The organism is Aliihoeflea sp. 40Bstr573 (genome assembly GCF_024105655.1).
In the GTDB taxonomy this organism is placed as follows: domain Bacteria; phylum Pseudomonadota; class Alphaproteobacteria; order Rhizobiales; family Rhizobiaceae; genus Aliihoeflea.
In genome coordinates this window covers 121,907-146,991 of sequence record NZ_JAAAMH010000001.1, presented here as the reverse complement: position 1 = coordinate 146,991, position 25,085 = coordinate 121,907, and the positions used below count along the sequence as shown (strand labels likewise).

General features: G+C 63.7%; 25 protein-coding genes. 12 read left to right on the top strand and 13 right to left on the bottom strand.

The window, feature by feature from the left end; all coding sequences use genetic code 11:
* The 9 genes from nuoG to GTK01_RS00655 all read right to left on the bottom strand — a co-directional run bounded on the left by nuoG (window position 1) and on the right by GTK01_RS00655 (window position 11,576).
* Window positions 1-2,082, bottom strand: coding sequence for an NADH-quinone oxidoreductase subunit NuoG (gene nuoG / locus GTK01_RS00695; protein ID WP_252923850.1), 2,082 nt, complete (start codon window positions 2,080-2,082; stop codon window positions 1-3).
* A gap of 62 nt (window positions 2,083-2,144) precedes the next feature.
* Window positions 2,145-2,726, bottom strand: a complete 582-nt coding sequence (locus GTK01_RS00690) for an NADH-ubiquinone dehydrogenase (protein ID WP_252923848.1) — start codon at window positions 2,724-2,726, stop codon at window positions 2,145-2,147.
* A 107-nt stretch (window positions 2,727-2,833) separates the two neighbouring features.
* Window positions 2,834-4,141, bottom strand: a complete 1,308-nt coding sequence (gene nuoF, locus GTK01_RS00685; RefSeq protein WP_252923846.1) for an NADH-quinone oxidoreductase subunit NuoF — start codon at window positions 4,139-4,141, stop codon at window positions 2,834-2,836.
* Window positions 4,141-5,205 carry an NADH-quinone oxidoreductase subunit NuoE gene (gene nuoE, locus GTK01_RS00680; protein ID WP_252923844.1) on the bottom strand — a complete coding sequence of 355 codons (1,065 nt, stop codon included), beginning with the start codon at window positions 5,203-5,205 and terminating at the stop codon, window positions 4,141-4,143. The genes nuoF and nuoE overlap by 1 nt, the downstream gene beginning before the upstream one ends.
* Window positions 5,206-6,396 carry an NADH-quinone oxidoreductase subunit D gene (locus GTK01_RS00675; protein ID WP_252923842.1) on the bottom strand — a complete coding sequence of 397 codons (1,191 nt, stop codon included), beginning with the start codon at window positions 6,394-6,396 and terminating at the stop codon, window positions 5,206-5,208.
* Between the two features lie 9 nt (window positions 6,397-6,405).
* Window positions 6,406-7,011, bottom strand: a complete 606-nt coding sequence (locus GTK01_RS00670) for an NADH-quinone oxidoreductase subunit C (RefSeq protein WP_252923840.1) — start codon at window positions 7,009-7,011, stop codon at window positions 6,406-6,408.
* A gap of 10 nt (window positions 7,012-7,021) precedes the next feature.
* Window positions 7,022-7,603, bottom strand: coding sequence for an NADH-quinone oxidoreductase subunit B family protein (locus tag GTK01_RS00665; protein ID WP_252923838.1), 582 nt, complete (start codon window positions 7,601-7,603; stop codon window positions 7,022-7,024).
* Window positions 7,594-7,959, bottom strand: coding sequence for an NADH-quinone oxidoreductase subunit A (locus GTK01_RS00660; protein WP_252923836.1), 366 nt, complete (start codon window positions 7,957-7,959; stop codon window positions 7,594-7,596). Before GTK01_RS00660 ends, GTK01_RS00665 begins: the two co-directional genes overlap by 10 nt.
* Window positions 7,960-8,147: 188 nt before the next feature.
* Entirely contained in the window at window positions 8,148-11,576 is a 3,429-nt protein-coding gene (locus GTK01_RS00655) for an indolepyruvate ferredoxin oxidoreductase family protein (RefSeq protein ID WP_252923833.1), read from the bottom strand.
* Between the two features lie 139 nt (window positions 11,577-11,715).
* On the opposite strand from GTK01_RS00655, the gene GTK01_RS00650 reads away from it, so the two are divergent.
* Window positions 11,716-12,174, top strand: coding sequence for an Lrp/AsnC family transcriptional regulator (locus tag GTK01_RS00650; protein WP_252923831.1), 459 nt, complete (start codon window positions 11,716-11,718; stop codon window positions 12,172-12,174).
* Window positions 12,175-12,203: 29 nt separating this feature from the next.
* Here GTK01_RS00650 and GTK01_RS00645 read toward each other — a convergent pair whose 3' ends face one another.
* The gene (locus GTK01_RS00645) at window positions 12,204-12,851 is read right to left on the bottom strand and encodes a hypothetical protein (RefSeq protein WP_252923829.1); all 648 of its coding nucleotides are present in this window, start codon (window positions 12,849-12,851) and stop codon (window positions 12,204-12,206) included.
* A 119-nt stretch (window positions 12,852-12,970) separates the two neighbouring features.
* Entirely contained in the window at window positions 12,971-14,545 is a 1,575-nt protein-coding gene (locus GTK01_RS00640; RefSeq protein ID WP_252923827.1) for a trimethylamine methyltransferase family protein, read from the bottom strand.
* Between the two features lie 254 nt (window positions 14,546-14,799).
* Here GTK01_RS00640 and GTK01_RS00635 point away from each other — a divergent pair, with 254 nt between their 5' ends.
* Window positions 14,800-15,498 carry a B12-binding domain-containing protein gene (locus GTK01_RS00635; RefSeq protein WP_252923825.1) on the top strand — a complete coding sequence of 233 codons (699 nt, stop codon included), beginning with the start codon at window positions 14,800-14,802 and terminating at the stop codon, window positions 15,496-15,498.
* 51 nt (window positions 15,499-15,549) lie between these two features.
* On the opposite strand, the gene GTK01_RS00630 is transcribed toward GTK01_RS00635, so the two are convergent.
* Complete coding sequence (locus tag GTK01_RS00630) at window positions 15,550-15,705, bottom strand: entericidin (RefSeq protein ID WP_252923823.1); 156 nt, start codon at window positions 15,703-15,705, stop codon at window positions 15,550-15,552.
* A 26-nt stretch (window positions 15,706-15,731) separates the two neighbouring features.
* Between GTK01_RS00630 and GTK01_RS00625 the strand changes: the two genes are divergently transcribed.
* From GTK01_RS00625 to GTK01_RS00595, 7 genes are all read left to right on the top strand, one after another.
* Complete coding sequence (locus GTK01_RS00625; RefSeq protein WP_252923821.1) at window positions 15,732-16,376, top strand: DUF1638 domain-containing protein; 645 nt, start codon at window positions 15,732-15,734, stop codon at window positions 16,374-16,376.
* A gap of 20 nt (window positions 16,377-16,396) precedes the next feature.
* A complete protein-coding gene (locus GTK01_RS00620; RefSeq protein ID WP_252923819.1) occupies window positions 16,397-16,975 on the top strand; it encodes a DUF4893 domain-containing protein in 579 nt (192 codons plus the stop codon).
* A 97-nt stretch (window positions 16,976-17,072) separates the two neighbouring features.
* Complete coding sequence (locus tag GTK01_RS00615; RefSeq protein ID WP_252923817.1) at window positions 17,073-17,726, top strand: exopolysaccharide biosynthesis protein; 654 nt, start codon at window positions 17,073-17,075, stop codon at window positions 17,724-17,726.
* 96 nt (window positions 17,727-17,822) lie between these two features.
* On the top strand, window positions 17,823-18,140 hold the full coding sequence (locus GTK01_RS00610) for a virulence factor (RefSeq protein ID WP_252923814.1): 318 nt from the start codon (window positions 17,823-17,825) through the stop codon (window positions 18,138-18,140).
* Window positions 18,141-19,007 carry a methylenetetrahydrofolate reductase gene (locus GTK01_RS00605; RefSeq protein WP_252923812.1) on the top strand — a complete coding sequence of 289 codons (867 nt, stop codon included), beginning with the start codon at window positions 18,141-18,143 and terminating at the stop codon, window positions 19,005-19,007.
* A gap of 23 nt (window positions 19,008-19,030) precedes the next feature.
* Window positions 19,031-19,999, top strand: a complete 969-nt coding sequence (locus GTK01_RS00600) for a methyltetrahydrofolate cobalamin methyltransferase (protein WP_252923810.1) — start codon at window positions 19,031-19,033, stop codon at window positions 19,997-19,999.
* 83 nt (window positions 20,000-20,082) lie between these two features.
* Entirely contained in the window at window positions 20,083-22,104 is a 2,022-nt protein-coding gene (locus GTK01_RS00595) for an ASKHA domain-containing protein (RefSeq protein ID WP_252924378.1), read from the top strand.
* On the opposite strand, the gene GTK01_RS00590 is transcribed toward GTK01_RS00595, so the two are convergent.
* Window positions 22,101-22,997: a LysR substrate-binding domain-containing protein gene (locus tag GTK01_RS00590; RefSeq protein ID WP_252923807.1), complete on the bottom strand. Its 897-nt coding sequence runs from the start codon at window positions 22,995-22,997 to the stop codon at window positions 22,101-22,103. The two genes, GTK01_RS00595 and GTK01_RS00590, sit on opposite strands and share 4 nt — an antisense overlap.
* A 105-nt stretch (window positions 22,998-23,102) precedes the next feature.
* Between GTK01_RS00590 and GTK01_RS00585 the strand changes: the two genes are divergently transcribed.
* From GTK01_RS00585 to GTK01_RS00575, 3 genes are all read left to right on the top strand, one after another.
* Window positions 23,103-23,285 (top strand): hypothetical protein, encoded by a 183-nt coding sequence (locus GTK01_RS00585; RefSeq protein ID WP_252923805.1) that lies wholly within the window; start codon window positions 23,103-23,105, stop codon window positions 23,283-23,285.
* A 367-nt stretch (window positions 23,286-23,652) separates the two neighbouring features.
* Window positions 23,653-23,790, top strand: coding sequence for a hypothetical protein (locus tag GTK01_RS00580; RefSeq protein WP_252923804.1), 138 nt, complete (start codon window positions 23,653-23,655; stop codon window positions 23,788-23,790).
* A gap of 208 nt (window positions 23,791-23,998) precedes the next feature.
* Window positions 23,999-24,997, top strand: coding sequence for a GlxA family transcriptional regulator (locus GTK01_RS00575; RefSeq protein ID WP_252923802.1), 999 nt, complete (start codon window positions 23,999-24,001; stop codon window positions 24,995-24,997).
* Window positions 24,998-25,085 lie beyond the last annotated feature (88 nt).

The window sequence follows — 25,085 nt, the reverse complement described above, 5'->3', positions numbered from 1 at the left end:
CTATTCGGCTGCCTGCCTGAAACCATCCCGGGCGAGCGCGGAGCACTCGGCCATCACGGCGGATGCGCGCGCGATCGGGTTGGTCAGGTAGAAGTCCTTGATGGGCGACACGAAAGCCGCCTTGTCGAATTCGGTCTTGCTGCTCTTTAACGCCGAGACGTGCGCCGCGTCGCCCATCGCGATCTCGTCGACGGCGGCGAAGTGCGGGAATTCGGCATAGAGCGCGGCCCGAAGCTGCGGCAGCGAATCGTAGGGCAGCCTGTGGCCAAGCACATCCGACAGCGCACGCAGGATCGCCCAGTCCTCGCGGGCGTCGCCCGGCGCGAAGCCGGCGCGGTTTGCCATCTGCACGCGCCCTTCCGTATTGACATAGGTGCCCGACTTTTCCGTGTACGTCGCGCCCGGCAGGATCACGTCGGCACGGTGCGCTCCCGCATCGCCGTGGCTGCCGATATAGACGGTGAAGGCCGAGCCGAGGCCGGCCATGTCGAATTCATCGGCTCCCAGCAGGAAGGCCACGTCAAGCCCACCCATCATCCCCGCAACGTTCTTGCCACCCTCACCCGGCACGAAGCCGAGGTCGAGGCCGCCGACGCGCGAAGCCGCGGTGTGAAGGACGGCGAAGCCGTTCCACTCGGCGCTGGCAGCACCCACGGAAGCGGCAAGTTCGGCGGCCAGCGCCAGCACTGCCTCGCCATCGGCACGCACGAGCGCGCCCTGGCCGACGATGACCATCGGACGGGCCGCGTCCTTGAGCACCTTGGCGAATTCGAGATTGCCGGCAACGAGTTCGCGCAGCGTTTCCGCGCCGCCGCCGATGCGCTCGGCATCGTAGCGCAGGTCACCGATGTCGCCGACGACGCCGATCGGGAAATTGCCCATGCGCCAGCGCTTGCGAATGCGGGCGTTGAGAACCGATGCCTCGAAGCGGGGATTCGCGCCAATGATCAAGAGCGCGTCGGCGTCCTCGATGCCTTCGATGGTCGGATTGAAGATGTAGCTGGCGCGGCCATTGGCCGGATCGAGCTTAGCGCCGTCCTGGCGGCAGTCGATGTTCGCCGAGCCGAGTGCCGTCATCAGACCCTTCAGCGCATACATTTCCTCGACGGTCGCAAGGTCGCCGGCGATCGCGCCGATCCTGTCGCCAGACGTCTTCGCCACAGCATCCTTGATCGCGCCGAAGGCTTCGCCCCAGCTTGCGGCAGTGAGCTTGCCGTTCCTGCGCACATAGGGACGATCGAGACGCTGCGTGCGCAGGCCGTCCCATATGAAGCGGGTCTTGTCGGAAATCCATTCCTCGTTGATCGCCTCGTTGACGCGCGGCATGATGCGCATCACTTCGCGGCCACGGGTGTCGACACGGATCGCCGAGCCGACCGCGTCCATCACGTCGATGGATTCGGTCTTCGAAAGTTCCCACGGACGCGCCTGGAAGGCGTAGGGCTTGGAGGTCAGCGCGCCCACCGGGCAGAGGTCGATGACATTGCCCTGAAGTTCAGACGTCATCGCGTTCTCGAGATAGGTCGTGATTTCGGCATCTTCGCCGCGACCGATCAGTCCGAGTTCCGAGATTCCAGCAACTTCCGTCGTGAACCTCACGCAGCGCGTGCAGTGGATGCAGCGTGTCATGATCGTCTTGACGAGCGGGCCAATATACTTGTCTTCGACCGCGCGCTTGTTCTCGTGATAGCGCGAGGCGTCGACGCCGAAGGCCATCGCCTGGTCCTGCAAGTCGCACTCTCCGCCCTGATCGCAGATCGGGCAGTCGAGCGGATGGTTGATGAGCAGGAATTCCATCACGCCTTCGCGAGCCTTGCGCACCATCGGCGTGTTGGTGAAGACTTCCGGCGGCTCGCCGTTCGGGCCGGGGCGCAGGTCCCGCACGCCCATCGCGCAGGACGCGGCGGGCTTGGGCGGCCCCCCCTTCACCTCGACCAGACACATGCGGCAGTTGCCGGCGATCGAAAGACGCTCGTGGAAACAGAAGCGCGGCACTTCCGCGCCCGCTTCCTCCGCCGCCTGAAGCAGCGTGTAGTGATCGGGAACCTCGATCTCTTTGCCGTCTACCTTGAGCTTCGCCATCTTGCCTCTAACCCCGGCGGCTATAGCCGCCCAACAGTTCCGGCCTCGTCGGCCGGGAAATTTCAGGACCGCTTGCGGCCCGCACCCTTTGAACCGGACTTGGGCCCGGATGCAAGGCTCTTCGCCTGCTCCAACCAGCCGTCGCGATGAATTCGACCGTCAAAGCCCAACTGGTCATCCAGCCACGCGATCTCCGCATCCGCCAGCGCCGCGATCTGGCTGAAGGTCCAGATGCCCAAACCGTTCAGTACCTGCTCCAGCTTCGGCCCGACGCCTGAAATTGCCTTCAGATCGTCCGGCCGGGCGGGCTTGGCCTTCTGGGCCGGGGCGCGCATCGCGCCTTCCGCCGCCGACTTCACATCGCCGAGCAGCGCCTCGGCGGCACGCGCCGAAGCATGCGCGGCGTCGCGCGCCACCTTGTCGCCATCGGCCTCGACCGTGCGGGCAAGGCTTGCGACCTCATCGTTCGCATTGACCGACACCAACTTGAGTCGCGTGCGCGGCACGGCTGCCGCCCCTTCTTCCGTTTCCGCCAGCAATCTGCGCGAGGCCTCCGTCGCCCCCGCCATCGCTCCAATCCAAAGGCCGAACGCGTGACTTGCCACACCAAATCCAATGGCCGAGGCGGCGGCCATGCCGGCCATGGGATGCGCCATCAAATTCGCCATGCCGGCGAACTGGTCGGGCATCGCCGACCGGCTCGGCTTCGCGAAATCCTCGAACGGGTTTTTATCGGTCATCGCGCGCGTCTCTACTCCGCAGCGACCAGCGCCGGCTCGGCGCGGTGACTGTTGCGCGTGAACTCATCGATGCGGCGTTCGATCTCGGGTCGGAAGTGCCGGATCAGACCCTGGATCGGCCAGGCGGCCGCGTCGCCAAGCGCGCAGATCGTGTGACCTTCCACCTGCTTGGTAACGTCAAGCAGCATGTCGATCTCGCGCTTCTGCGCCTCGCCGCGCACCAGGCGCTCCATCACGCGCCACATCCAGCCGGTGCCTTCGCGGCACGGCGTGCACTGCCCGCAGCTCTCGTGCTTGTAGAAATACGAAAGCCGCGCGATCGCCTTTACGATGTCGGTGGACTTGTCCATGACGATGACCGCCGCCGTGCCAAGTCCCGACTTCAGGTCGCGCAGCGAATCGAAATCCATCGGCGTGTCGATAATCTGCTCGGCCGGAACCAGCGGAACGGATGAGCCGCCCGGAATGACCGCAAGCAAATTGTCCCAGCCGCCGCGAATGCCGCCACAGTGGCGGTCGATCAGTTCGCGGAACGGGATCGACATCTCTTCCTCGACTGTGCACGGCGTATTGACGTGGCCGGAGACGCAAAAGAGCTTGGTGCCGACATTGTTCGGGCGCCCGAAGCCTGCGAACCAGCCCGCGCCACGGCGCAGGATGGTCGGGGCAACCGCGATCGATTCGACGTTGTTGACCGTTGTCGGGCAGCCATAAAGGCCCACATTGGCGGGGAATGGCGGCTTGAGGCGCGGCTGGCCTTTCTTGCCCTCGAGGCTCTCGAGCAGCGCCGTTTCCTCGCCGCAGATATAAGCGCCGGCGCCGTGATGGACGAACACGTCCATGTCCCAGCCATTCTTGTTGTTCTTGCCGAGAAGGCCCGCATCATAGGCTTCGTCGATCGCACGCTGCAGCGCCTCGCGCTCGCGTATGAACTCACCGCGCACGTAGATGTAAGCCGTGTTGGCGCCCATCGCGAAACCGGCGATCAGGCAGCCTTCGACCAGCGTGTGCGGGTCGTGGCGCAAGATCTCGCGGTCCTTGCAGGTACCGGGTTCGGATTCGTCCGCGTTGACGACAAGGTAGTGTGGGCGACCGTCCTGCGAAGCCTTGGGCATAAACGACCATTTCAACCCGGTCGGAAAGCCCGCGCCGCCACGGCCGCGCAGCCCGGAATCCTTCATTTCCTGGACGATCCAGTCGCGTCCCTTGGCGATGAGGCCGGCCGTACCGTCCCAGTGCCCGCGCGCCATGGCACCTTTCAGCGACTTGTCGAAGCGACCATAGATGTTGGTGAAGATGCGGTCCTTGTCCTGCAGCATCACTTGTCTCCGCCTTCATCGCCGGTCTTCGGCTTCTTCGCACGTGCTGGCTTCTTCGCCTCGGTCTTGCCTTCGGGCGACGGCTTTCCGACTTCCGCTTTGCTCTCCGATGCGCGGCGGCGGCCGGCGGGACCGATCGGCTCGCCTTCCATGTCCTCCGGCGCGCGGTAATCAGCGGTCGTGCCGTCCTTCTTGTCGGGATGCTCGCGCGCAGTCACTTCGCGTTCGACTGACGGCTCAGCCAGATCGGCAGCACCCTTGTCTTCCTTTGGCGCTTGCGCGCTGGCGGCCTTTTCGGCAGCCGGATCGGCCTTGACCGGTGATGGCGACTTGATCGTCGGGTCGGTTTCGGGCGCGGCCGTCTTTGGCTTGGCGGCCTGCGAGGGGGCCACTTCCGGCTGGTCGCCGCCAGTCTTCTTCGGCCCTGACTGGCGATATGCTTTGAGAACGGCTTTCTCATCCGTCAGCGACGTGAACCCGCCTTGAGGTGCGGAGAAGACGCGGTCGATCTGCGGCCCGGTCGGGACGGCGTCGCCCCTGCCCGCGTCGAACTCGTCGATGATTTCGGCCAGACGCTCCGGCGTCAGGTCTTCGTAGGCATCCTTGAAGATCATGACCATCGGCGCATTCACGCAGGCGCCCTGGCACTCGACCTCTTCCCACGACAGCGTGCCGCTCTCGTTCAACTGGAACTGCTCGTGATGGATCTTCGAGCGGCACACGTCCATCAGTGCCTCAGACCCACGCAGCATGCACGGCGTCGTGCCGCATACCTGGATGTGGGCTTTGGTGCCGACAGGCTTCAACTGGAACTGCGTGTAGAAGGTCGCGACCTCAAGCACGCGGATCAGCGGCATTTCAAGCATATGCGCGATGTGCTCGATCGCCGCCCGCGTCACCCAGCCATCCTGCTCCTGCGCGCGCATGAGCAGCGGAATGACGGCCGACTGCTCGCGTCCGGCGGGGTATTTCCGGATCGTCTTTTCGGCCCAGGCCAGGTTCTCGCCGGTGAAAGCGAATGCAGGGGGCTGGAATTGCGGGTCTGCGAGACGGCGTACGGACATTTAGCGGTCGACCTCACCAAACACGATGTCGAGGGAGCCGAGAACGGCGGAAACGTCGGCCAGGAGATGGCCGCGGCAGAGGAAATCCATCGCCTGCAAATGCGCGAAACCGGGCGCGCGCAGCTTGCAGCGATAGGGCTTGTTGGTGCCGTCGGCGACGAGATAGACGCCGAACTCGCCCTTGGGCGCCTCGACGGCGGCATAGACCTCGCCGGCCGGCACGCGATAGCCCTCGGTGTAGAGCTTGAAATGATGGATCAGCGCTTCCATCGAGCGCTTCATCGCCTGCCGCTTCGGCGGCACGATCTTGCCATCCGTCGACGAGACGGGACCGACCTTCTCGGCGCCCAGCAGAAGATCGACGCACTGCCTGATGATCTTCGCCGACTGGCGCATCTCTTCCATGCGGATCAGATAGCGGTCGAAACAGTCGCCGTTCTTGCCGATCGGCACGTCGAAATCCATGTCGGCATAGCATTCGTAGGGCTGCGACTTGCGCAGGTCCCACGCCGCGCCCGAACCGCGCACCATGACGCCCGAAAAACCCCAGGCCCATGCGTCCTCGAGCGAGACGACGCCGATGTCCACGTTGCGCTGCTTGAAGATGCGGTTGCCGGTCAGGAGATTGTCGAGATCGTCCATCATCTTGAGGAACGGTCCGATCCAGGTGCCGATATCCTCGACTAGCTGATCGGGCAGATCCTGATGGACCCCACCCGGACGGAAATAGGCAGCGTGCATGCGGCTGCCCGAAGCGCGCTCGTAGAAGACCATCAGCTTCTCGCGCTCTTCGAAACCCCACAGCGGGGGCGTCAGCGCGCCGACGTCCATGGCCTGCGTCGTCACATTCAGGATGTGCGACATGATCCGGCTGATCTCGGAGAACATCACGCGAATGATCTGCCCACGGCGCGGAACCTCGATGCCGAGTAGGCGCTCGACCGCCAAGGCAAAAGCATGCTCCTGGTTCATCGGCGCGCAATAGTCGAGCCGGTCGAAATAGGGCACGGCCTGGAGGTACGTCTTCTGCTCGATCAACTTCTCGGTGCCGCGATGAAGCAGGCCGATATGCGGATCGACGCGATCCACGACCTCCCCGTCCAGTTCGAGCACGAGGCGCAGGACGCCGTGCGCGGCCGGATGCTGTGGGCCGAAATTGATGTTGAAGTTGCGGACGGAAGTCTCAGCCATTGCGGCGCCTCAATTCGCTTTCGCCTTCTCATCGCCCGGCAGCACGTAATCCGTGCCCTCCCAAGGCGAGAGGAAGTCGAAGTTGCGGAATTCCTGCTTCAGCTCGACGGGCTCATAGACAACGCGCTTGACTTCATCGTCGTAGCGAACCTCGACGAAGCCGGTCAGCGGGAAGTCCTTTCTCAGCGGATGGCCCTCGAAACCATAGTCGGTCAGGATGCGGCGAAGGTCCGGGTGACCGGTGAACAGCACGCCGTAGAGATCGTAGGTTTCGCGCTCGAACCAGTCGGCACCGGGAAAAACCTCGGTGGCAGAAGGGACCGGGTTGTCCTCGTCCGTCTTCACTTTCAGGCGCACGCGCTGGTTCGTATAGGGCGAGAGCAGATGGTAGACGACGTCGAAGCGTTTCTCGCGTGCCGGATAGTCCGCGCCGCAGATGTCGATGATCGACACGAAACGGCACTGCACGTCGTTCTTCAGGAATTCGAGCACGGCGATCAGGTCGCCCGGCTCGACATGGATGGTCAGGTCGCCGAAGGCGACGACCGCGTCCTGAACCTGCGCATCGAGCCGCTCCTTGATGTAGGCGGCAAGGTCTTTGAGAGCTTCGCTCATTCGTCCTGTCCTAGCGCTCGATCGTGCCGGTGCGGCGGATCTTCTTTTGAAGAAGAAGAACGCCGTAGAGCAACGCTTCCGCCGAAGGCGGGCAACCGGGCACGTAGATGTCGACCGGCACGATGCGGTCGCAGCCGCGCACGACCGAATAGGAATAGTGATAGTAGCCGCCGCCATTGGCGCACGACCCCATGGAGATGACGTAGCGCGGCTCCGGCATCTGGTCGTAGACCTTGCGCAGCGCCGGCGCCATCTTGTTGGTCAAAGTCCCGGCGACGATCATGATGTCGGACTGACGCGGAGAGGCACGCGGCGCGACGCCGAACCGCTCCGAATCGTAGCGCGGCATGGAGGTGTGGATCATCTCCACGGCGCAGCAGGCCAGGCCGAACGTCATGAACATCAGCGAGCCGGAGCGCGCCCAGGTGATCAGCGCCTCGGACGAGGTAACGAGAAAACCCTTGTCGTCGAGCTCTTCCTTCACATTGAGGAAGAACGGATCGTCAGATCCGATCGGATTGCCCGTGCGCGGGTCGACCAGACCCTTGGGTTGCGGCGCGACGAGGGTCTGGGAGTTATCGATCAATCCCATTCCAGCGCTCCCTTTTTCCATTCGTAGATAAAGCCGATCGTCAGAACGCCCAGGAAAATCATCATCGACCAGAAGCCGAGCATGCCGATTTCGCCGAACGAGACCGCCCAGGGGAAGAGGAAGGCGACTTCGAGATCGAAGATGATGAACAGGATCGCGACGAGGTAGAAGCGGATGTCGAACTTCATGCGGGCGTCGTCGAAGGCATTGAATCCGCACTCGTAGGCCGACAGTTTCTCCGGGTCCGGATTGCGGTAGGCGATGAGGAAGGGCGCCGCGATCAGCGCCAGACCGACGATCAGCGCCACGCCCATGAAGATAACGATGGGCAGGTATGAGGTGAGCACTTCGTTCATGAACCGACTTCCCGTTGAGCGTCGATCCCTGACTATAGCGGGGTGGCGCCGAGAGAAGTAGCGCGACTCTTTCGCAAGCCTGAAACGGGACCGGCCATGGGCCTTGTTGCAACGCGGCGAGGGTTAGCGCAGCGATCCGGAGGACGCAAGCCTAACCTTGGCCCCCGGTCACAAAACGTGAGCGCGCTTCAAAGAGAAGACAGCGCGCCATCCAGCTTCGGCTTGACCTCGGCAACCGCCTTGTCCTTGACCGGCCCGAAGCCGCGAATCTGCATCGGCAACGCCATCGCTTCGGTGATCGCCGCATGGGTTTGCGGTGAAAGCCGGGCCAGCGCTTCCTCGATCTTCGTCTCGTACCAGTCGATCAGCGCCCGTTCCATTCGCCGCTCGGCCGTGTAGCCGAAGATGTCGAGCGGCGTACCGCGTAGCTTCTTCATGCGCGCCAGAACGTGGAACGGCTTCCTGATCCACGGTCCGAACGCGCGCTTCAACGGCCGCCCCCGCGCATCCTTCTCACCGTTCAACATCGGCGGCGCGAGGTGATGGACGATCTTCCAGTCACCCTCAAACTCGGCCGCGAGCTTTGCCTTCAGGCCCGTTTGCGTGTGAAGCCGCGCGACCTCGTACTCGTCCTTGTAGGCCATCAGCTTGAAGAGCGAGCGCGCGACGGCCTCTGTCAATCTCTGCGACCTCAAGCCCGCCTCCGCCGCCCGAACGCGATCCACAAGCGCGCGATAGCGCCCGGCATAGGCGGCGTCCTGATAGTCGGTCAGAAACGCCTCGCGGCGCATGACGATCTGGTCCAGCGTTTCGCCGCCAACTGGCTTGGGCTTGAACAGTGCTGACACCGCCTCGGGCTTCGCCGCCGCCAACCGCCCGATCAGGAACGCGCGATGGTTCGCCTCGATTGCCACGCCGTTGAGTTCGATCGCCTGTCGCAGCGCCTCGTGGCCGACCGGCACGAGACCGAGCTGCCAGGCAAAACCGAGCATCATCACATTCGCGAAAACCGTATCGCCCATCAGCTTTTCGGACAGCGCGTTGGCATCGACCGCCGTCAGCGCCCCCTCTCCGACCACGCCGGCAATTGCCGCCAGCCGCTGGTCGACGGCAAGATCCGCGTCGCGACGGCGCACGATGTCGCCGGTCGGCATCTTGGCGAGGTTCACCGCGGCCTTCATCCCCGCGCGATAGGTCGCAGAGGCCTTTGGCGAGGACGATACGACGATGTCGCAGCCGATCAGCGCGTCGGCCGCGCCACCGTCGATGCGCACCTGATGGATCGCCTGTGGGCTCGCCGCCAGCCTGACGAAGGAGAGCACCGGGCCGAACTTTTGCGCAAAACCGGTGAAGTCGAGCACGGTCGCGCCCTTGGCCTCCAAGTGTGCCGCCATGGTGACGAGCTGGCCGACCGTCACGACGCCGGTTCCGCCGACGCCGGTGATCAGGAGATCGAACGGTTTTTCCAGAGCGGGGATGTCAGGTGCGGCGATGTCCGCGGCAAGCGTCGCGAGGTCGAATTCGACGCCACTCTTCTTTCTGCGCGTCGCGCCCTCCACCGTCACGAAGCTCGGACAAAAGCCGTTGAGGCACGAGAAATCCTTGTTGCAGGACGACTGGTTGATTCGCCTCTTGGTGCCGAACTCGGTTTCCAGCGGCTCGACCGACAGGCAGTTCGATTCGACCGAGCAGTCGCCGCAGCCCTCGCAGACGAGTTCGTTGATGACGACGAACTTCTTCGGGTCTTCCAACGTGCCTCGCTTGCGCCGCCGCCGCTTTTCGGTCGCGCAGGTCTGCTCGTAGATCAAGACCGAGACGCCCTCGATATCCCGCAGTTCACGCTGGACGGCGTCCATCTCGCGGCGATGATGCAACGTCGCGCCAGCGGGAAAGTCCTGCATCGAGAACTTTTCCGGATCGTCGGACACGAGCGCGATCCGCTTCACGCCTTCCGCCCGCACTTCGGCCGCGATGGCGTGGACCGAGATCGGCCCGTCCACGGGCTGGCCGCCGGTCATCGCCACCGCGTCGTTGAAGAGGATCTTGTAGGTAATGTTGGCCTTCGCGGCGATCGCCTGCCGGATTGCCATCGAGCCAGAATGATAATAGGTGCCCTCGCCCAGATTCTGGAACACATGGCCCTTGCCGGTGAAGAGCGAGGACGCAGCCCAGTTCACCCCCTCGCCGCCCATCTGGATCAGCGAACTCGTCTCGCGGTCCATCCATGACGCCATGAAATGACAGCCTATGCCGGCGAGCGCCTGCGAGCCCTCAGGAACCTTGGTCGAAGTATTGTGCGGGCAGCCCGAACAGAAATAAGGTGTGCGCGTTGCGCCCGGAACGTTTAGCGCGATGCGCGGCGCTTCCGAAATGCGCTGCGCCCGTTCCGTGAAGCCGCGTCCGGGGAAGATGCCGTCGAGGCGCTTGGCCACGATCGGCACTAGCTGGCGCGGCGACAATTCCCCGGTCCAGGGCACCAGCCGCTCGCCCGCCTCGTCGCGCTTGCCGACCATGCGCTTGGGCTTGTCGCCGGGCCAGTCGTAGAAATATTCCTTGAACTGGCTCTCGATGATGCCGCGCTTTTCCTCGATCACGAGGACTTCCTGCTTGCCGCGAACGAAATCGAGCGCGTCGCGGCGCGCCAGCGGCCAAACCATGCCGACCTTGTAGATGTCGATGCCGAGTTCGCGGCACTCCGCCTCGCCGATCCCCAGAAGCCGCAGCGCCTCCATCAGGTCGAGATGGCCCTTGCCCGTCGTAACGATGCCGAACTTGGCGTCGCGCACCTCATAGATGTGCCGGTCGATTGGATTTGCGTCCGCGAAAGCGAAGACCGCTTGCTTCTTCGCCTCCATCCGCTCCTCGATCTGCGGTCCGGGCAAATCGGGCCAGCGATAATGGAGACCATCGGGCGGCGGCGTGAAGTCTGGCGCCTTGAACTGCCTGTCGGCTTTCAGTTCGAAAGACGCACCCGATTCCACGGTTTCCGAGATCGCCTTGAAGCCGACCCACATGCCCGAATAGCGCGACAGCGCATAGCCGTACTCGCCGAACTCGAGATACTCCGCCACGCTCGCCGGGTTCAGCGTCGGCATGAACCACGCCATGAAGGCGACGTCCGACTGGTGCGGCATGGATGAGGAGACGCAACCATGGTCATCGCCGGCCACCACCAGCACGCCGCCATTGGGCGAGGAGCCATAGGCGTTGCCGTGCTTCAGCGCGTCGCCCGAACGGTCGACGCCCGGCCCTTTGCCGTACCACATGCCGAAGACGCCCTCGACCTCGCGCCTGGGGTTGGTCTCGACCTGCTGAGAGCCCAACACAGCCGTCGCCGCCAGATCCTCGTTCACCGCCGGCAGGAATTCGATCCGCGATTCCTTGAGCTTCTTTCCGATGCGCCACAATTCGAGATCGAGGCCGCCGAGTGGCGAGCCGCGATAGCCGGAAATGAACCCGCCGGTCTTCCGGCCTGCCGCGCGGTCGCGACGGGCCTGGTCGAGTGCTATCCGCACCAGCGCCTGCGTGCCCGTCATGAAGACGCGTCCGCGTTCCATCTCGTAACGGTCCTTGAGCTGGTAGCGGGCGAGTTCGCGAATGGGCTCGTGAACGGTCATGGCTAGTCTCCCGATTGGCTCGGGACAGGATACGCCCGATCGGGTGAAAGAGCTTGCCGATTTGCGGCCGCTGAGCCATCAATGCGCAAGCCATTGCCGCGAATTCGGCGATAGCTGGTCAATTCATTCGGGTATTGCGATGCAACTGGAAGAACCGGACCGCCGCCTTCTCTCGATCTTGCAGGAAAACGGCCGTATTTCCAACCAGGACCTTGCAGACCGGGCGGGCATGTCGGCCTCGGCCTGCTGGCGTCGCGTGCGGGCGCTGGAGGAGGCCGGGATCATCAGCGATTACCGCGCCTTGCTCGATCCGAGCCGGGCGGGACTGAACTTCCATGCCATCGTCCACGTCACCCTCACCCGCCACGACCACGGCCATGTCGACACATTCATCGCCGAGGTCCAGCAAAGGCCCGAGGTGCTGGACTGCTTCTCGACGACAGGCGAGGCCGACTATCATCTGCGCGTCCTTTGCGTCGACCTCGACGCCTACAATGCCTTCCTCGAAGGGTTTCTGTTCCGTCTGCCGGGTATCGCTAACGTACGCACAAATCTGGTGCTGAAGAGCATCAAGCATACGACACGGCTGGCGATCTGAATTCTTCTAGTGAGCTTCACTCGACCAAACTATCCAGCCACAAACGCATCCATATGAAATGCCTGAACCTCGGCGGGATAGCGATACGCGTCGTGTGGACAGGCATTGCGCGCGATGCAGCCTTGCTCGCGGCAGTTCAGACCTTCGCCGTGAACATGGCTCCGACAAGCCATCACGTCATATCCGCTTGCGCTGAATGCGCCGACCGGACACGCCAGAAGGCAAGGCCGAGCCACGCATTCATCGCATGGATGGCGCGGCCTTGGTGCCTCCCCGAGCGCCAGCATACAATCGAACAGCAGCGCCCCGCGATAGGCGTGCCACAGCCCGAATTCGGAATGCATGAGAATCCCGATCGGCGACGGCCTTAGCCCCTCCGCCCGCATCGCCCATTGCTGGAACGGCAGATGGGGCCGGTCATTCGGATAGGCCGCGCGCGCGCCCACATCGTTCGCGATCTCGTCGATGACCTGCCTTGACCACGTGTCCAATGGGTCGGCGACGCCTTGGTTGTGCGCCCGCCATGCCCGAAAACGCGGCCAGTGCCCTGCCCCGCCATGGCCGACCAACAGCACCGCCTTGGCCGGCGCATCCTCGCCGCGACCGAAGTTGAACCCGCCCCGCAGGATGAGGCCGTTTGCGCACAGGTGCGCGGCGATCTGCTCGATGACCGCCATGCCGGCAGAGCGACCAGGCGAAGGCATCACGCCTTCCCGTCCGGCCCTCGCATTGCCGAGCGCCAGACTTCCTTGTGGATGATGTCGGCCACTTTAGCCCGGCCTGATACGGGCTCCTTTCAAGTGAAGGCGTCGGGCATGGATTCCTTCTTCTTCGCCATGAAGTCCTTCAGCCCGTCCTCGATGCCCGGATCGAGATAAGGCGACTCGTAGGAATCGAGCCAGCGGCGAGCGAGATCGTTCGCGCGCTGCGGCGCGGTCTTTTCGCCCTCGGCCAGCCACTGCTCGTAGGAATTATTGTCGGCAATCGAGGAGCGATAGAACGCCGTCTGGAAGTTCGCCTGCGTGTGTGAGCAACCAAGATAATGGCTGCCGGGGCCGACCTCGCGGATCGCGTCCATCGCCTGCCCATTTTCCGACAGATCGATGCCGGCGGCGAATTTCTGCTGCATGCCGAGCTGGTCGACATCCATCATGAACTTCTCGTAGCAGGAGGCGAGCCCGCCCTCGAGCCAGCCTGCGGCGTGGAGAACGAAGTTGGTGCCGGCCAGCACCGTCGAGTTCAGCGTGTTCGCGCTTTCGTATGCCGCCTGCGCATCGGGCACTTTGGAGGCGCAGAGCGATCCGCCGGTGCGGAACGGCAGGCCGAGGCGGCGCGCGAGCTGGCCCGCGCCGTAGGAGACGAGCGTCGGCTCCGGCGTGCCGAAGGTGGGCGCGCCGGACTGCATGGATATCGACGAGGCGAAGGTGCCGAAGAGCACCGGAGCGCCCGGCCGCACGAGCTGCGTGAAGGATGCGCCGGCCAGCACCTCTGCCAGGACTTGCGTGAGCGTGCCCGCCACCGTCACCGGACTCATGGCCCCGGCCAGGATGAAGGGCGTGATGATCGTCGCCTGGTTGGCGCGGGCATAGACCTTGGCCGCGCCCAGCATGGTCTCGTCGAAGACCATCGGCGAGTTGGCGTTAATCAGGTTGATGATGACCGTGTTCTCGTCGACGAACTTGTCGCCGAACAATATGCGGGCCATCGCCACAGTGTCCTCAGCGCGTTCCGGCGCAGTCACCGAGCCCATGAAGGGCTTGTCGGAGAACTTCATGTGGCTGAACACCATGTCGAGGTGCCGCTTGTTGACCGGAATGTCGACCGGCTCGCACACCGTTCCGCCCGAATGATGGATCGATGGCGCCATGTAGGCGAGCTTCACGAAATTGCGGAAATCCTCGATCGTCGCATAGCGGCGATTGCCGTCGAGGTCGCGCACGAAGGGAGGGCCGTAGACGGGCGCGAAGACCGTCGCGTCGCCGCCGATCTGGACGGAGCGCTCGGGATTGCGCGCATGCTGGGTGAAGACGGACGGAGCGGTCTTCAGCAGTTCACGACACAGGCCCTTGGGGAAATGCACCCGCTCGCCGCGCACATCCGCCCCCGCTTGCTTCCAAAGCTCCAGCGCCTCGGCGTCGTCGCGAAACTCGATGCCTACCTCTTCGAGAACGGTGTCCGCATTGGCCTCGATCAGCGCGAGGCCTTCCTCGTTCAGCACCTCATAGAGCGGGATCTGGCGTTTGATATAGGTCAGCGTCTTGCCCGGACCGCCGCCCGAGCGCGCCGCGCGCCGTGCCGCCGCGCCGCCGCTGGCTCCACGACCGCGCCGTCCTGCGCCCGCCTCTTCCGCGTGAGCGAGATTTTCGTCCATGTCCAAACCCGTCCTTATCCGGTCGCCATCGATCGCGGCGTTTTCCCGCCAATCTAGTCGAGGGCCGTTTGCAAACGGGCTTGGCCGCGCCAAACCGTGTCGCAAAATCGACACGGAATCCTGCATGTTTTCCGGTCGCTTTCGTTTCCGCCGACGTCGCATTCCGACTATGGGAAATCGCCGCCGTCAGAATATGAATTGGGCACGACAATTCAGGCGCATGCTCGCCTGCCCGAGCCTTTCAGGAGTCCCCGATGTCCGACGACGAAATCATCCTCTCCGAACTGTCCGACGACGAACTCGTGCAGCAGATGCATGACGATCTTTATGATGGGCTGAAGGAAGAAATCGAGGAAGGCACGAACATCCTGCTGGAGCGCGGCTGGGAGCCCTACAGGGTGCTTACCGAGGCGCTGGTCGAGGGCATGCGAATCGTCGGCGAGGACTTTCGCGACGGCATCCTCTTTGTCCCCGAAGTGCTTCTGTCGGCCAACGCGATGAAGGCCGGGATGCATATCCTGCGCCCGCTTCTGGCCGCCACGAATGCACCCAAGCAGGGCAAGATGGTTATCGGCACCGTCAAGGGCGACATCCATGACATCGGCAAGAACCTCGTCGGCATGATGATGGAAGGCGCCGGCTTCGACGTGGTCGACCTGGGCATCAACAACCCGGTCGAGAACTACCTGAACGCGATCGAGGAGCATCAGCCGGACATCATCGGCATGTCTGCGCTCCTCACAACGACCATGCCCTACATGAAGGTCGTCATCGACACGATGAAGGAAAAGGGCATCCGCGACGATTTCGTCGTTCTCGTCGGCGGTGCGCCTCTCAACGAGGAGTTCGGAAAGGCTGTCGGCGCCGACGCCTATTGCCGGGACGCGGCGGTCGCGGTCGAGACTGCCAAGGATTTTATGAAGCGCAAGCACAACGTCCGCGCTTCCGTCTGACAAGAAAGGGCGCCCATGGCGCCCTTTTCAAATCCGGTTCGTGATCGACCGCTATTCTGCCGCGCCGGCAACATTACGGCCGGCCGACTGCGTCGCATCCACCGTGTTGGCGGCATCTGCACCGACGCCTCGGATGGTGTTTGCACAGCCGCTGGCCACGGCGACGACGGCGAAGACGATGGCGACACGCGAAATTGCCTTGGACATTTTATCTGCTCCCGCGATGATAAGGCATGGAAAATCCAGCTTCCTTCGGTGAACGCGCCAACCCGCAAAAGGTTCTCGTCATCGCCTGCGGGATGATTGCGCGCGAGATAATCGCGGTTAAGGCCGCCTTGCACCTCGATCATCTGGACCTGACTTGCCTGCCGGCCGAGTTCCATTATCACCCGGACCGTATCGCCCCCGCCCTCGACACTGCGATTGCACGGGCCCGCGCCGAGGGCATTGCGAGCATTTTCGTCGGCTATGCAGATTGTGGGACAGGGGGCGATATCGACAAGGTCTGCGCCGCCCATGGCGTCGAGCGCATCGACGGCCCGCATTGCTTTGCCTTCTACCAGGGCCTGCCCGCCTTCGAGGCGATCGCCGACGGCGACATGACATCGTTCTATATGACCGATTTCCTGTGCCGGCATTTCGATGCCTTCTTCATGAAGCCGATGGGCCTCGACCGGCATCCCGAACTGATCACGGACTTCTTCGGCAATTATGAGAAGGTCGTCTATCTCGCCCAAACGGACGATCCAGCGCTGGAAGCCGTGGCCATCCGCGCCGCCGACATGCTCGGCCTTGCCTATGAGCGACGCTTCACAGGTTATGGCGATCTTGGCCCTGCCCTGAAAAGGGCACATGAGAAGGCCAATCAGGGCGCCTGAACCTCCATATTGGACTACCGATGCTTCGCCGCCCCGCGCTCGCGCTTATCGCGATTTTCTCCTCAATAGCTGCCTCGCTCGCCACCGGCGAGATCGAGGATTTGATCACCGACGCCGACCGTGAGCGTCTCGCCGCCTTCGACCGCGCCAAGCAGCAGGCGCTGGGCGAGGCGGAGAACGCGGACAGCCGCACCGCGCTTGCCGCGCTACGCAAGGCGGCAGAGGCGGACCCGTTGCCATTTTCCGACTTCGACATGACGGGCAACTGGCAGTGCCGCACGCTGAAGGCCGGTGGATTGGCGAAGCTTGCCGTCTATGGCTGGTTCGACTGCCGCGTCACCGATGACGGATCCGGCTGGCGTCTTGAAAAGCTGTCGGGCTCACAGCGCACCGTCGGCCGCTTCTTCACCGAGAGCGACACGCGTCTGACCTATCTCGGCGCGTTTTTCGTCGCCGGCGACGCCGCGCCCGAATACGGCGCGGGCACCGACAGTGATCAGGTCGGCTACGCCGTGCGCACCGGTGCGGAAAGCTGGCAGATCGAATTCCCCCTGCCGCGCTACGAATCCACTTTCGACATTCTCGAGTTCAGGCGATAGACCGCAATATTCGCACAATGAATCGATGTTAGTTCTATTGCGGTGTGGTCGACGCTGCCCATCTTGGCGGGCGACTGCGAAGGATGACCGGACGACAATGACCGACGAACTTGCCCGTTCCGAAATGCTGCCAGTCCCCGTGCCCGCCATGGCTGCAGGCAAGGCGCGCCTGTCGCAGATTTTCCGGCGCCTGGCGGCCGAATCGGAACACTCGGTCTCAATCGAGGAACTGCGCAATTCCATGGGGGACCGCGGTTTCGCAATGCTGCTCGTTCTCTTCGCAGCGCTCAACCTCCTGCCGTTGCCGCCCGGCTCGACGCTGGTCCTCGGCATTCCGCTGATGCTGGTCTCAGGGCAGATGATGCTGGGCTATCCCACCGCGTGGCTGCCGCGCTTCGTCCTCGACAAGTCGATCGGCGTGGACCGTTTCCGTCACGCTGTCAGCTATGTCGTTCCACGTCTCGAATGGCTGGAAAGGCTGGTGCGCCCACGCAACTGGCCGTTCGACACGGCCCAGGCCGACCGCTATCTCGGCCTGGCCAGCTTTGTCCTCGCCGTCGCCGTCTTCCTGCCGATTCCACTCGGCAACTGGCTGCCGGCGTTCTCCGTCGCCGTCATCGGACTGGCGCTGTCGGAGCGCGACGGCATCTTCCTCGCCGTCGGGCTCGGCCTCGGCGCGCTTTCGCTCGCCATCATCGCAGCCGTCGTCGGCGCGGGCGCGTTCCTGGCGAGCGCCGTCTTCGGCATCTGACAAGCGTCGCTTTTGAAGGCACCCGCGTCGCCCGGCAACAAGCAGCGCCCGTCGCCATGCGGCAATGCTCCGGCTGGTTGATTTCACGGAGCCTTCATGGCCGATCTCATCATCGTGTACTGGCGCGACATCCCCGCACAGGTGATCGTGCGCAAGGGCCGGCAGAACGCAAAGCGCGAACTGCCCCTGCGCTTCACCGAGGCGATCGACATGTGTGCCATGCGCACTGGTGCAGGCGAGACCGATGCGTATCTTGCAGAGTGGCGCAAAGCCGATCCAGTGCCGGTCGGAGACGATCTTGAGGCCGAGGCCGAAAAGGCATTGATGGAATTTGACACCGCCTATGATCGCGACCGCCTCGTTGCGCTCGTGAAATCCGGTGGTCGTGAAGCGAATATGGCGGAGGAGCGCTGAATGACGAAGATTGCTGCATCGATCGAGGTTGCGCCCATGCAGGCCATCGAATCCAACGACCTGCCGGGTCTCTTTCCGGAAGGCTCGCGCGTTTACATTACAGACATCGGCAATGACCCGACCGACACGCTGGTCGCCGCCGCCAGGCGCGTGCGCGATCTCGGCTACCGGCCCGTCCCGCATTTCGCCTCGCGCCGGCTGACGACCCGCGCCGCCCTCGAGGAGCGTGTCCAGCGCTCCACACAGGAGGCCGGCGTTACCGACGTCCTGGTCATCGGCGGCGGGCTCGACAAGCCGGCCGGCGAATTCGCCTCGACGATGGAAGTGCTCGACACCGGCTTTTTCGAAAAGTACGGCATCTCTCATCTCGGTGTCGCCGGCCATCCGGAAGGCAGCCCCGACTTTACCGACGCGCAAGCCATAGATGCGCTGCGGCAAAAGCAGGATTTCGCCAAGCGCTCCGGCATCGACGTGCGCATCGTCACCCAGTTCGGTTTCGATCCGCAGAAGTTCATCTCCTGGGCCGAAGGTTTGAAGGCTCAAGGCATCGACCTGCCCGTCCATCTCGGCGTGGCAGGCCCAGCCAAGATCACGACGCTGATCAAGTTCGCTGCCATGTGCGGCGTCGGAAACTCGATCCAGTTTCTGAAGAAGAATGCGCTGTCACTCACTGCGCTCGCCACCAGCCATTCACCCGAGGGCATGGTCGGTCCGATTGAGAGGCACTGGCAGTCAACGCCCGGCAGCGCCATCGCGCAGATCCATGTCTTCCCCTTCGGCGGTTTGAAGAAAAGCGCCGAATGGCTCGTCGAGCGCGGCTCGTGGCCAACCCACGCCGCCTCGCCCGCCGTCCACGCATCCCGCTAATCCTCGCGCCCAAGGATCTCGAAATGACCCGCACCATCGTCGCCTCCGCGACAAGGGAAATCATCATCGGCTTCGATCAGCCCTTTTGCGTCATCGGCGAGCGCATCAACCCGACCGGCCGCAAGAAGCTCGCTGCCGAGATGGTCGCGGGCAATTTCGACACGGTGACGAAGGACGCGCTCGAACAGGTTGCCGCCGGCGCCACGATGCTCGACGTCAATGCCGGCGTCACCGCTGTCGATCCCAACGCGACCGAGCCGGCGCTTCTCGTCCAGACGTTGCAGATCGTGCAGAAACTCGTCGACGTGCCACTGTCGATCGACAGTTCCGTGTCTGCCGCCATCGAGGCCGCGCTCAAGGTCGCCAAGGGCCGGCCGCTGGTGAATTCGGTCACCGGCGAGGAAGAAAAGCTCGAGGCTATCCTGCCGCTGGTCAAGAAGTACAACGTCCCCGTCGTCGCCATCTCCAATGACGAGACAGGCATCTCGATGGACCCGGACGTCCGGTTCGCTGTGGCCAAGAAGATCGTCGAGCGCTGCGCCGATTTCGGCATCCCCGCGCACGACGTCGTGGTTGACCCGCTGGTCATGCCGATCGGCGCGCTGGGCGATGCCGGTCGCCAGGTCTTCGCGCTCCTGCGTCGCCTGCGCGAGGAACTGAAGGTCAACACCACCTGCGGCCTGTCCAACATTTCCTTCGGTCTGCCGCACCGCCACGGCATCAATGCCGGCTTCATTCCGATGGTCATCGGCGCGGGCATGACGAGCGCGATCATGAACCCCTGCCGTCCCCAGGAAATGGAGGCCGTTCGTGCCGCCAATGTCCTGAACGGCACCGACCGCGACTGCACCACCTGGATACGTACCTACAAGGACTACAAGCCCGCCGAGGGCGGTCACGCGGTCGCCGCCCCGGTTCCCGTCAACGCCCCGGGCGATGGCAATGGTGGCCGCCGCCGCGGCGGGCGGGAAGCCCGGATGGCGCGGGGATAGGCTTCCGTGTCTGAACTGGTGCTTCGTTAGAAAGAAGTAGATTGAACGCCCCGTCCAATATCAAGGACCCGCTGGTCCTTTTCATGCCCTCCGGAAAGCGCGGGCGGTTTCCCATCGGCACCACCGTGCTCGACGCCGCGCGCGAGCTTGGCGTCTATGTGGAGAGCGTGTGCGGCGGGCGCGCCACTTGCGGGCGCTGTCAGATCGAAGTGCAGGAAGGGCATTTCGCCAAGCACAAGATTTCGTCTGCCGCCGATCACATCTCGCCCTTCGGTGCGAAGGAACAGCGCTACGCCAAGGTGCGCGACCTCAAGGAAGGCCGGCGCCTCTCCTGCTCCGCGACGATCCAGGGCGATCTCGTCATCGACGTGCCGCAGGACGTGCAGATCAATGCGCAACTCGTGCGCAAGTCGCCCATCGATCGCGTGATCGAGCGCAATCCGGCGGTCCAGCTCTGCTATGTCGAGGTCGACGAGCCCGACATGCACAAGCCGCTCGGCGATCTCGACCGGCTGAAGGTGATGCTGGAAAAGGATTGGGGCTGGCAGGACCTGCTCGTCTCGCAGCATCTGCTGCCGCAGGTGCAGTCGATCCTGCGCAAGGGAAGTTGGGGCGTGACCGCCGCCATCCACCGCGACCTCGATTCCTCGCGACCGACGCTGATTGCGCTTTGGCCCGGTCTTAAGAACGAGGCCTACGGCATTGCCTGCGATATCGGCTCGACCACCATCGCCATGCACCTCGTTTCGCTCCTTTCAGGCCGCATCGCCGCCACCGCGGGCACCCAGAACCCGCAGATCCGCTTCGGCGAAGACCTGATGAGCCGCGTCTCCTACGTCATGATGAACCCGGACGGACGCGAGGCGATGACCAAGGCCGTGCGCGGCGCGGTCAATGACCTGATCGACAAGGTCTGCACCGAAGCCGAGGTCGAACCCGACACGCTCCTCGACGCCGTCTTCGTCGGCAATCCGATCATGCACCATCTCTTCCTCGGCATTGATCCAACCGAGCTCGGCCAGGCGCCCTTCGCCCTCGCCGTTTCAGGCGCGGTGCACACATGGGGGAGCGAGATCGGGCTCAAGATCAATCACGGTGCGCGCGTCTACGTCCTGCCGTGCATTGCCGGCCATGTCGGCGCGGATGCGGCCGGCGCGACGCTGTCGGAAGGCCCGCACCGGCAGGACCGCATGATGCTCCTCGTCGATGTCGGCACCAACGCGGAGATCGTCCTGGGCAACCGCCAGCGCCTTCTAGCCGCTTCATCGCCGACTGGCCCCGCCTTCGAAGGCGCCGAGATTTCGTCGGGCCAGCGCGCGGCCCCCGGTGCCATCGAGCGCGTGCGCATCGATCCCGAGACGCTGGAGCCCAAGTTCCGCGTCATCGGCGTCGACAAGTGGTCGGACGAGCCGGGCTTCTTCGAGGACGCCGAGGCCGTCGGCATCACCGGAATCTGCGGCTCGGCCATCATCGAGGTCGTCGCCGAGATGTACCTTGCCGGCATCATCACTGAAGATGGCGTCGTCGATGGCTCTCTTGCCGCAAAGTCTGCGCGCATCGAAGCCTCCGGACGCACTGCGACCTACGTTCTCTACGAAGGCAAGCAGCGCATCACCGTAACGCAAAACGACGTGCGGGCGATCCAGCTCGCCAAGTCCGCGCTTTATGCCGGCATAAAGCTCCTGATGGAAAAGCAGGGCGTGGAAACGGTCGACACGATCTGCTTCGCCGGCGCCTTCGGCTCCTTCATCGACCCGAAATATGCGATGGTGCTGGGTCTCATCCCCGATTGCGACCTGTCCGAGGTCAAGGCGGTCGGCAACGCGGCAGGCACGGGCGCGCTGATGGCGCTCTTGAATCGCGACCATCGCCGCGAGATCGAAGACACCGTCAAGCGCATCGACAAGATCGAGACGGCACTGGAGCCGCATTTCCAGCAGCTCTTCATCGACGCGATGGCGCTGCCAAACAAGGTAGATCCGTTCCCGAAGCTCGCGGCCCAGGTGAAACTGCCGGAACGCAAGGCCACCCCCTCCAACGAAGGCGATGGCGCCCCGCGCCGCCGTTCACGCGAGGAACGCGCGGCAAGGCGCAGCCGAGACTAGAATTTCCCGGTTTCGCGGAAGCTTTCGAACGTCGCGCGGATGTGGTCCGCCGCCGCCTTCACCGGCGCCGAGGCGTCCGGCGCCACCGTCATCGCCAGATTGTAGGTCGGCAGCAGCGGCAGGCCCTCTTCCGGCCCGAGCGCCACGATCTCCTCGCCGATGAAGGAGCGCGGCAGCGGCGCGACGGCGAGGTCCGACAGGATTGCCGAGCGCTGGCCGGCCGTGTGCGCACTCATATAGGCGATGCGGTATTCGCGACCGGCCCGGCCGAGCGCTTCAAGCGCCACCGAGCGCCAGGCGCAGCCTTCTTCCCAGATCGACAGCGGCAGCGGCTCTCGCATATGCGCGCAGCCACCCTTGGCGCCGCCCCAGACGATCGGCTCGGTCAGGAGGATTTCGGCTTCGGCCGGAATGTTGCGGCAGACGGTGAAAAGCGTGATGTCGAGCCCGCCATCCGACAGCCGCTGCCGCAGATTGCTCGACTGGTCGATGACGACGTCGACGGCGATCGCCGGATGGGTCTTCGCGAAACGCTTGAGCACATGTGGAAGCACGCGCTCGCCGTAATCGTCAGGCGAGCCGAGCCGCACCACACCGGAAATGTCGGGGATGACGAATTTCGATACTGCTTCCCGGTTCAGCGCGATCAGCCGCCGCGCGTAGCCTATCAGGAGTTCGCCATCACTGGTCAGCGTCACGGAGCGCGCATCGCGCGAGAAGACCGAACGCCCCAGAATCTCCTCGAGCTTTTTGATCTGCATGGATACCGCCGACGGCGTGCGGAACACGGCACTGGCCGCGGCCGTGAAGCTGCCCGTCTCCGCAATGGCCACGAAGGTGCGCAACAGGTCGAGATCGAGCAGCGGCACAGGATGATTAATGGGAGCGTTCATGATCAACATTCCTGAATGCGAGGATCATTTCATTTCGTTTGATTGAACCTTGGGTGCGGCGCATTGTCAATCCATCGAAGAGCAAGCGAACGAAAGGAGATTGCCATGTTCACGCTCTCCGCCTTTTCGCATCTGGTAGACGGGCTGCGCGCCATCCATCACCGCCAGCGCAGCGACGCGTTGATGCGCAGCCTCTCGCCGGAAACCCGCCGCGACATCGGATGGCCCGATCGGACCGCCTCCCGCGTCGACGAAGACCGCTTCTGGAATGGGAGGAACTTCCGATGATCTGCTCCTTCCTGACGCGTCTACACGACCACTTGGCAGCGCGACGCGCACGGCGCCGAAGACTCCAGGCCTTCCTGTTCTTCTCCAACCTGCCGCACGAAATGCAGACCGATCTGTTGCGCCCGTCGCTTTTTGACGCCTTCGAGGAGAGTGCGCCCGACGGATTCCCTCCCTGCCCGCGCCTGAGGCTCGGATAGGCGAGTGCTACACCTTCAACTGGAACCGGGGATGTCGTTTTTGCATCGTTGCACTTCGCTTTTGCATCGCAAATTCGCGCAGCGCATCATTATATCTGCGGCAACGACGAACGACCCCACTCCACGATGCGAAGGCCGTTGCGCGTGTCATCAAAGACTGGAGACGTGTCATGAAGTTCCTGAACCGATTTTTCGTCAAGAAGCGCTCGTCCAACATTGCGACGGCGCTTGAGCGCCAGCGCCTTGGACGCACCATGCCTGGCCAGACCGGGGCAATGAACGCCTCGCGCCTCGGACATTTCGTCTGATCGAGCTTTATCATGTGGCCCACATGATGCCGTGCGGAACGCCAGTTCCGCACGGTTTTTTGTGTCGAGCGCCCGCTAGATAATCCTGCCGACAAATTGCTGTCACCAAGCTGCCGCATTCCATTGACAGCTAAGGGTTTTCCTGTTGAGGCTGGCCGGAAAGCGACATGGCAAGACCGGTGTCGCGCGGCCCGCGGCGAGGTGTGGAATGAACGCCCGAAATACCGTCAAGCGTTCGATCGTCTTCTTCCTTGTTCCCGAATTCACCATGATCGCCTTTGCGACGGCCATCGAACCGTTGCGCGCCGCCAACCGCATGCTCGGCTATTCCGCCTACCAGTGGCGGCTCGCCAGCGTCGACGGCAAGCCCGTCAAGGCGTCGAATTCGGTCGAGTGCGCGGTGGACACCTCGCTCGAGGTCGAGCGGCGCAAAATGACGGGCGGTGATCGGCCGTCCATGGTCATCGTCTGCTCCGGCGTCAACGTCGAGACCTACTCCAACAAGACCACCTTCGCCTGGCTGCGCGAGGAGTACAATCGCGGTGTCTCAATCGGCGGCCTGTGCACCGGGGCGCATGTGCTCGCCGCCGCTGGCCTCCTCTCCAACCGCCGCTGCGCGATCCATTGGGAGAACCTGCCGGGCTTCGCCGAAGCTTTCCCGAAGGCCAACGTGTTCGCCGATCTTTTCGAGGTCGACCAGAACATCTACACCTGCGCCGGCGGCACAGCCGCGCTCGACATGATGCTGAAGCTCATCGGCGACGATTTCGATGAGCATCTGGTCAACCGCGTGTGCGAACAGGTTCTGACTGACCGCGTCCGCAGCCCCACGGACCGCCAGCGCCTGCCGCTGCGCGCCCGCCTCGGCGTCCAGAATTCGAAGGTGCTGATCATCATCGAACTGATGGAGGCGAACCTGACCGAGCCCTTGTCCTTGATCGAGATCGCCGACCATGTCGGCCTGTCGCGCCGCCAGATCGAACGCCTGTTCCGTCAGGAAATGGGCCGCTCGCCCGCGCGATACTATCTCGAAATCCGTCTCGACCGCGCCCGGCATCTCCTGCTCCAATCGGCAATGCCGGTGGTCGAAGTGGCCGTCGCCTGCGGCTTCGTCTCCGCCTCGCATTTTTCCAAGTGCTACCGCGAAGTCTACGCCCGCTCACCGCAGCAGGAGCGCGGCGAACGCCGCCAGTTGTTGGTGGCCTGAGGCGTCCGCGCCAAGACACTCCCGCGACCGCGTTCGCGGCGAGCCTCCACCCCGCGCTTCGTCATCCTCGGGTCAAGCCCGAGGATGA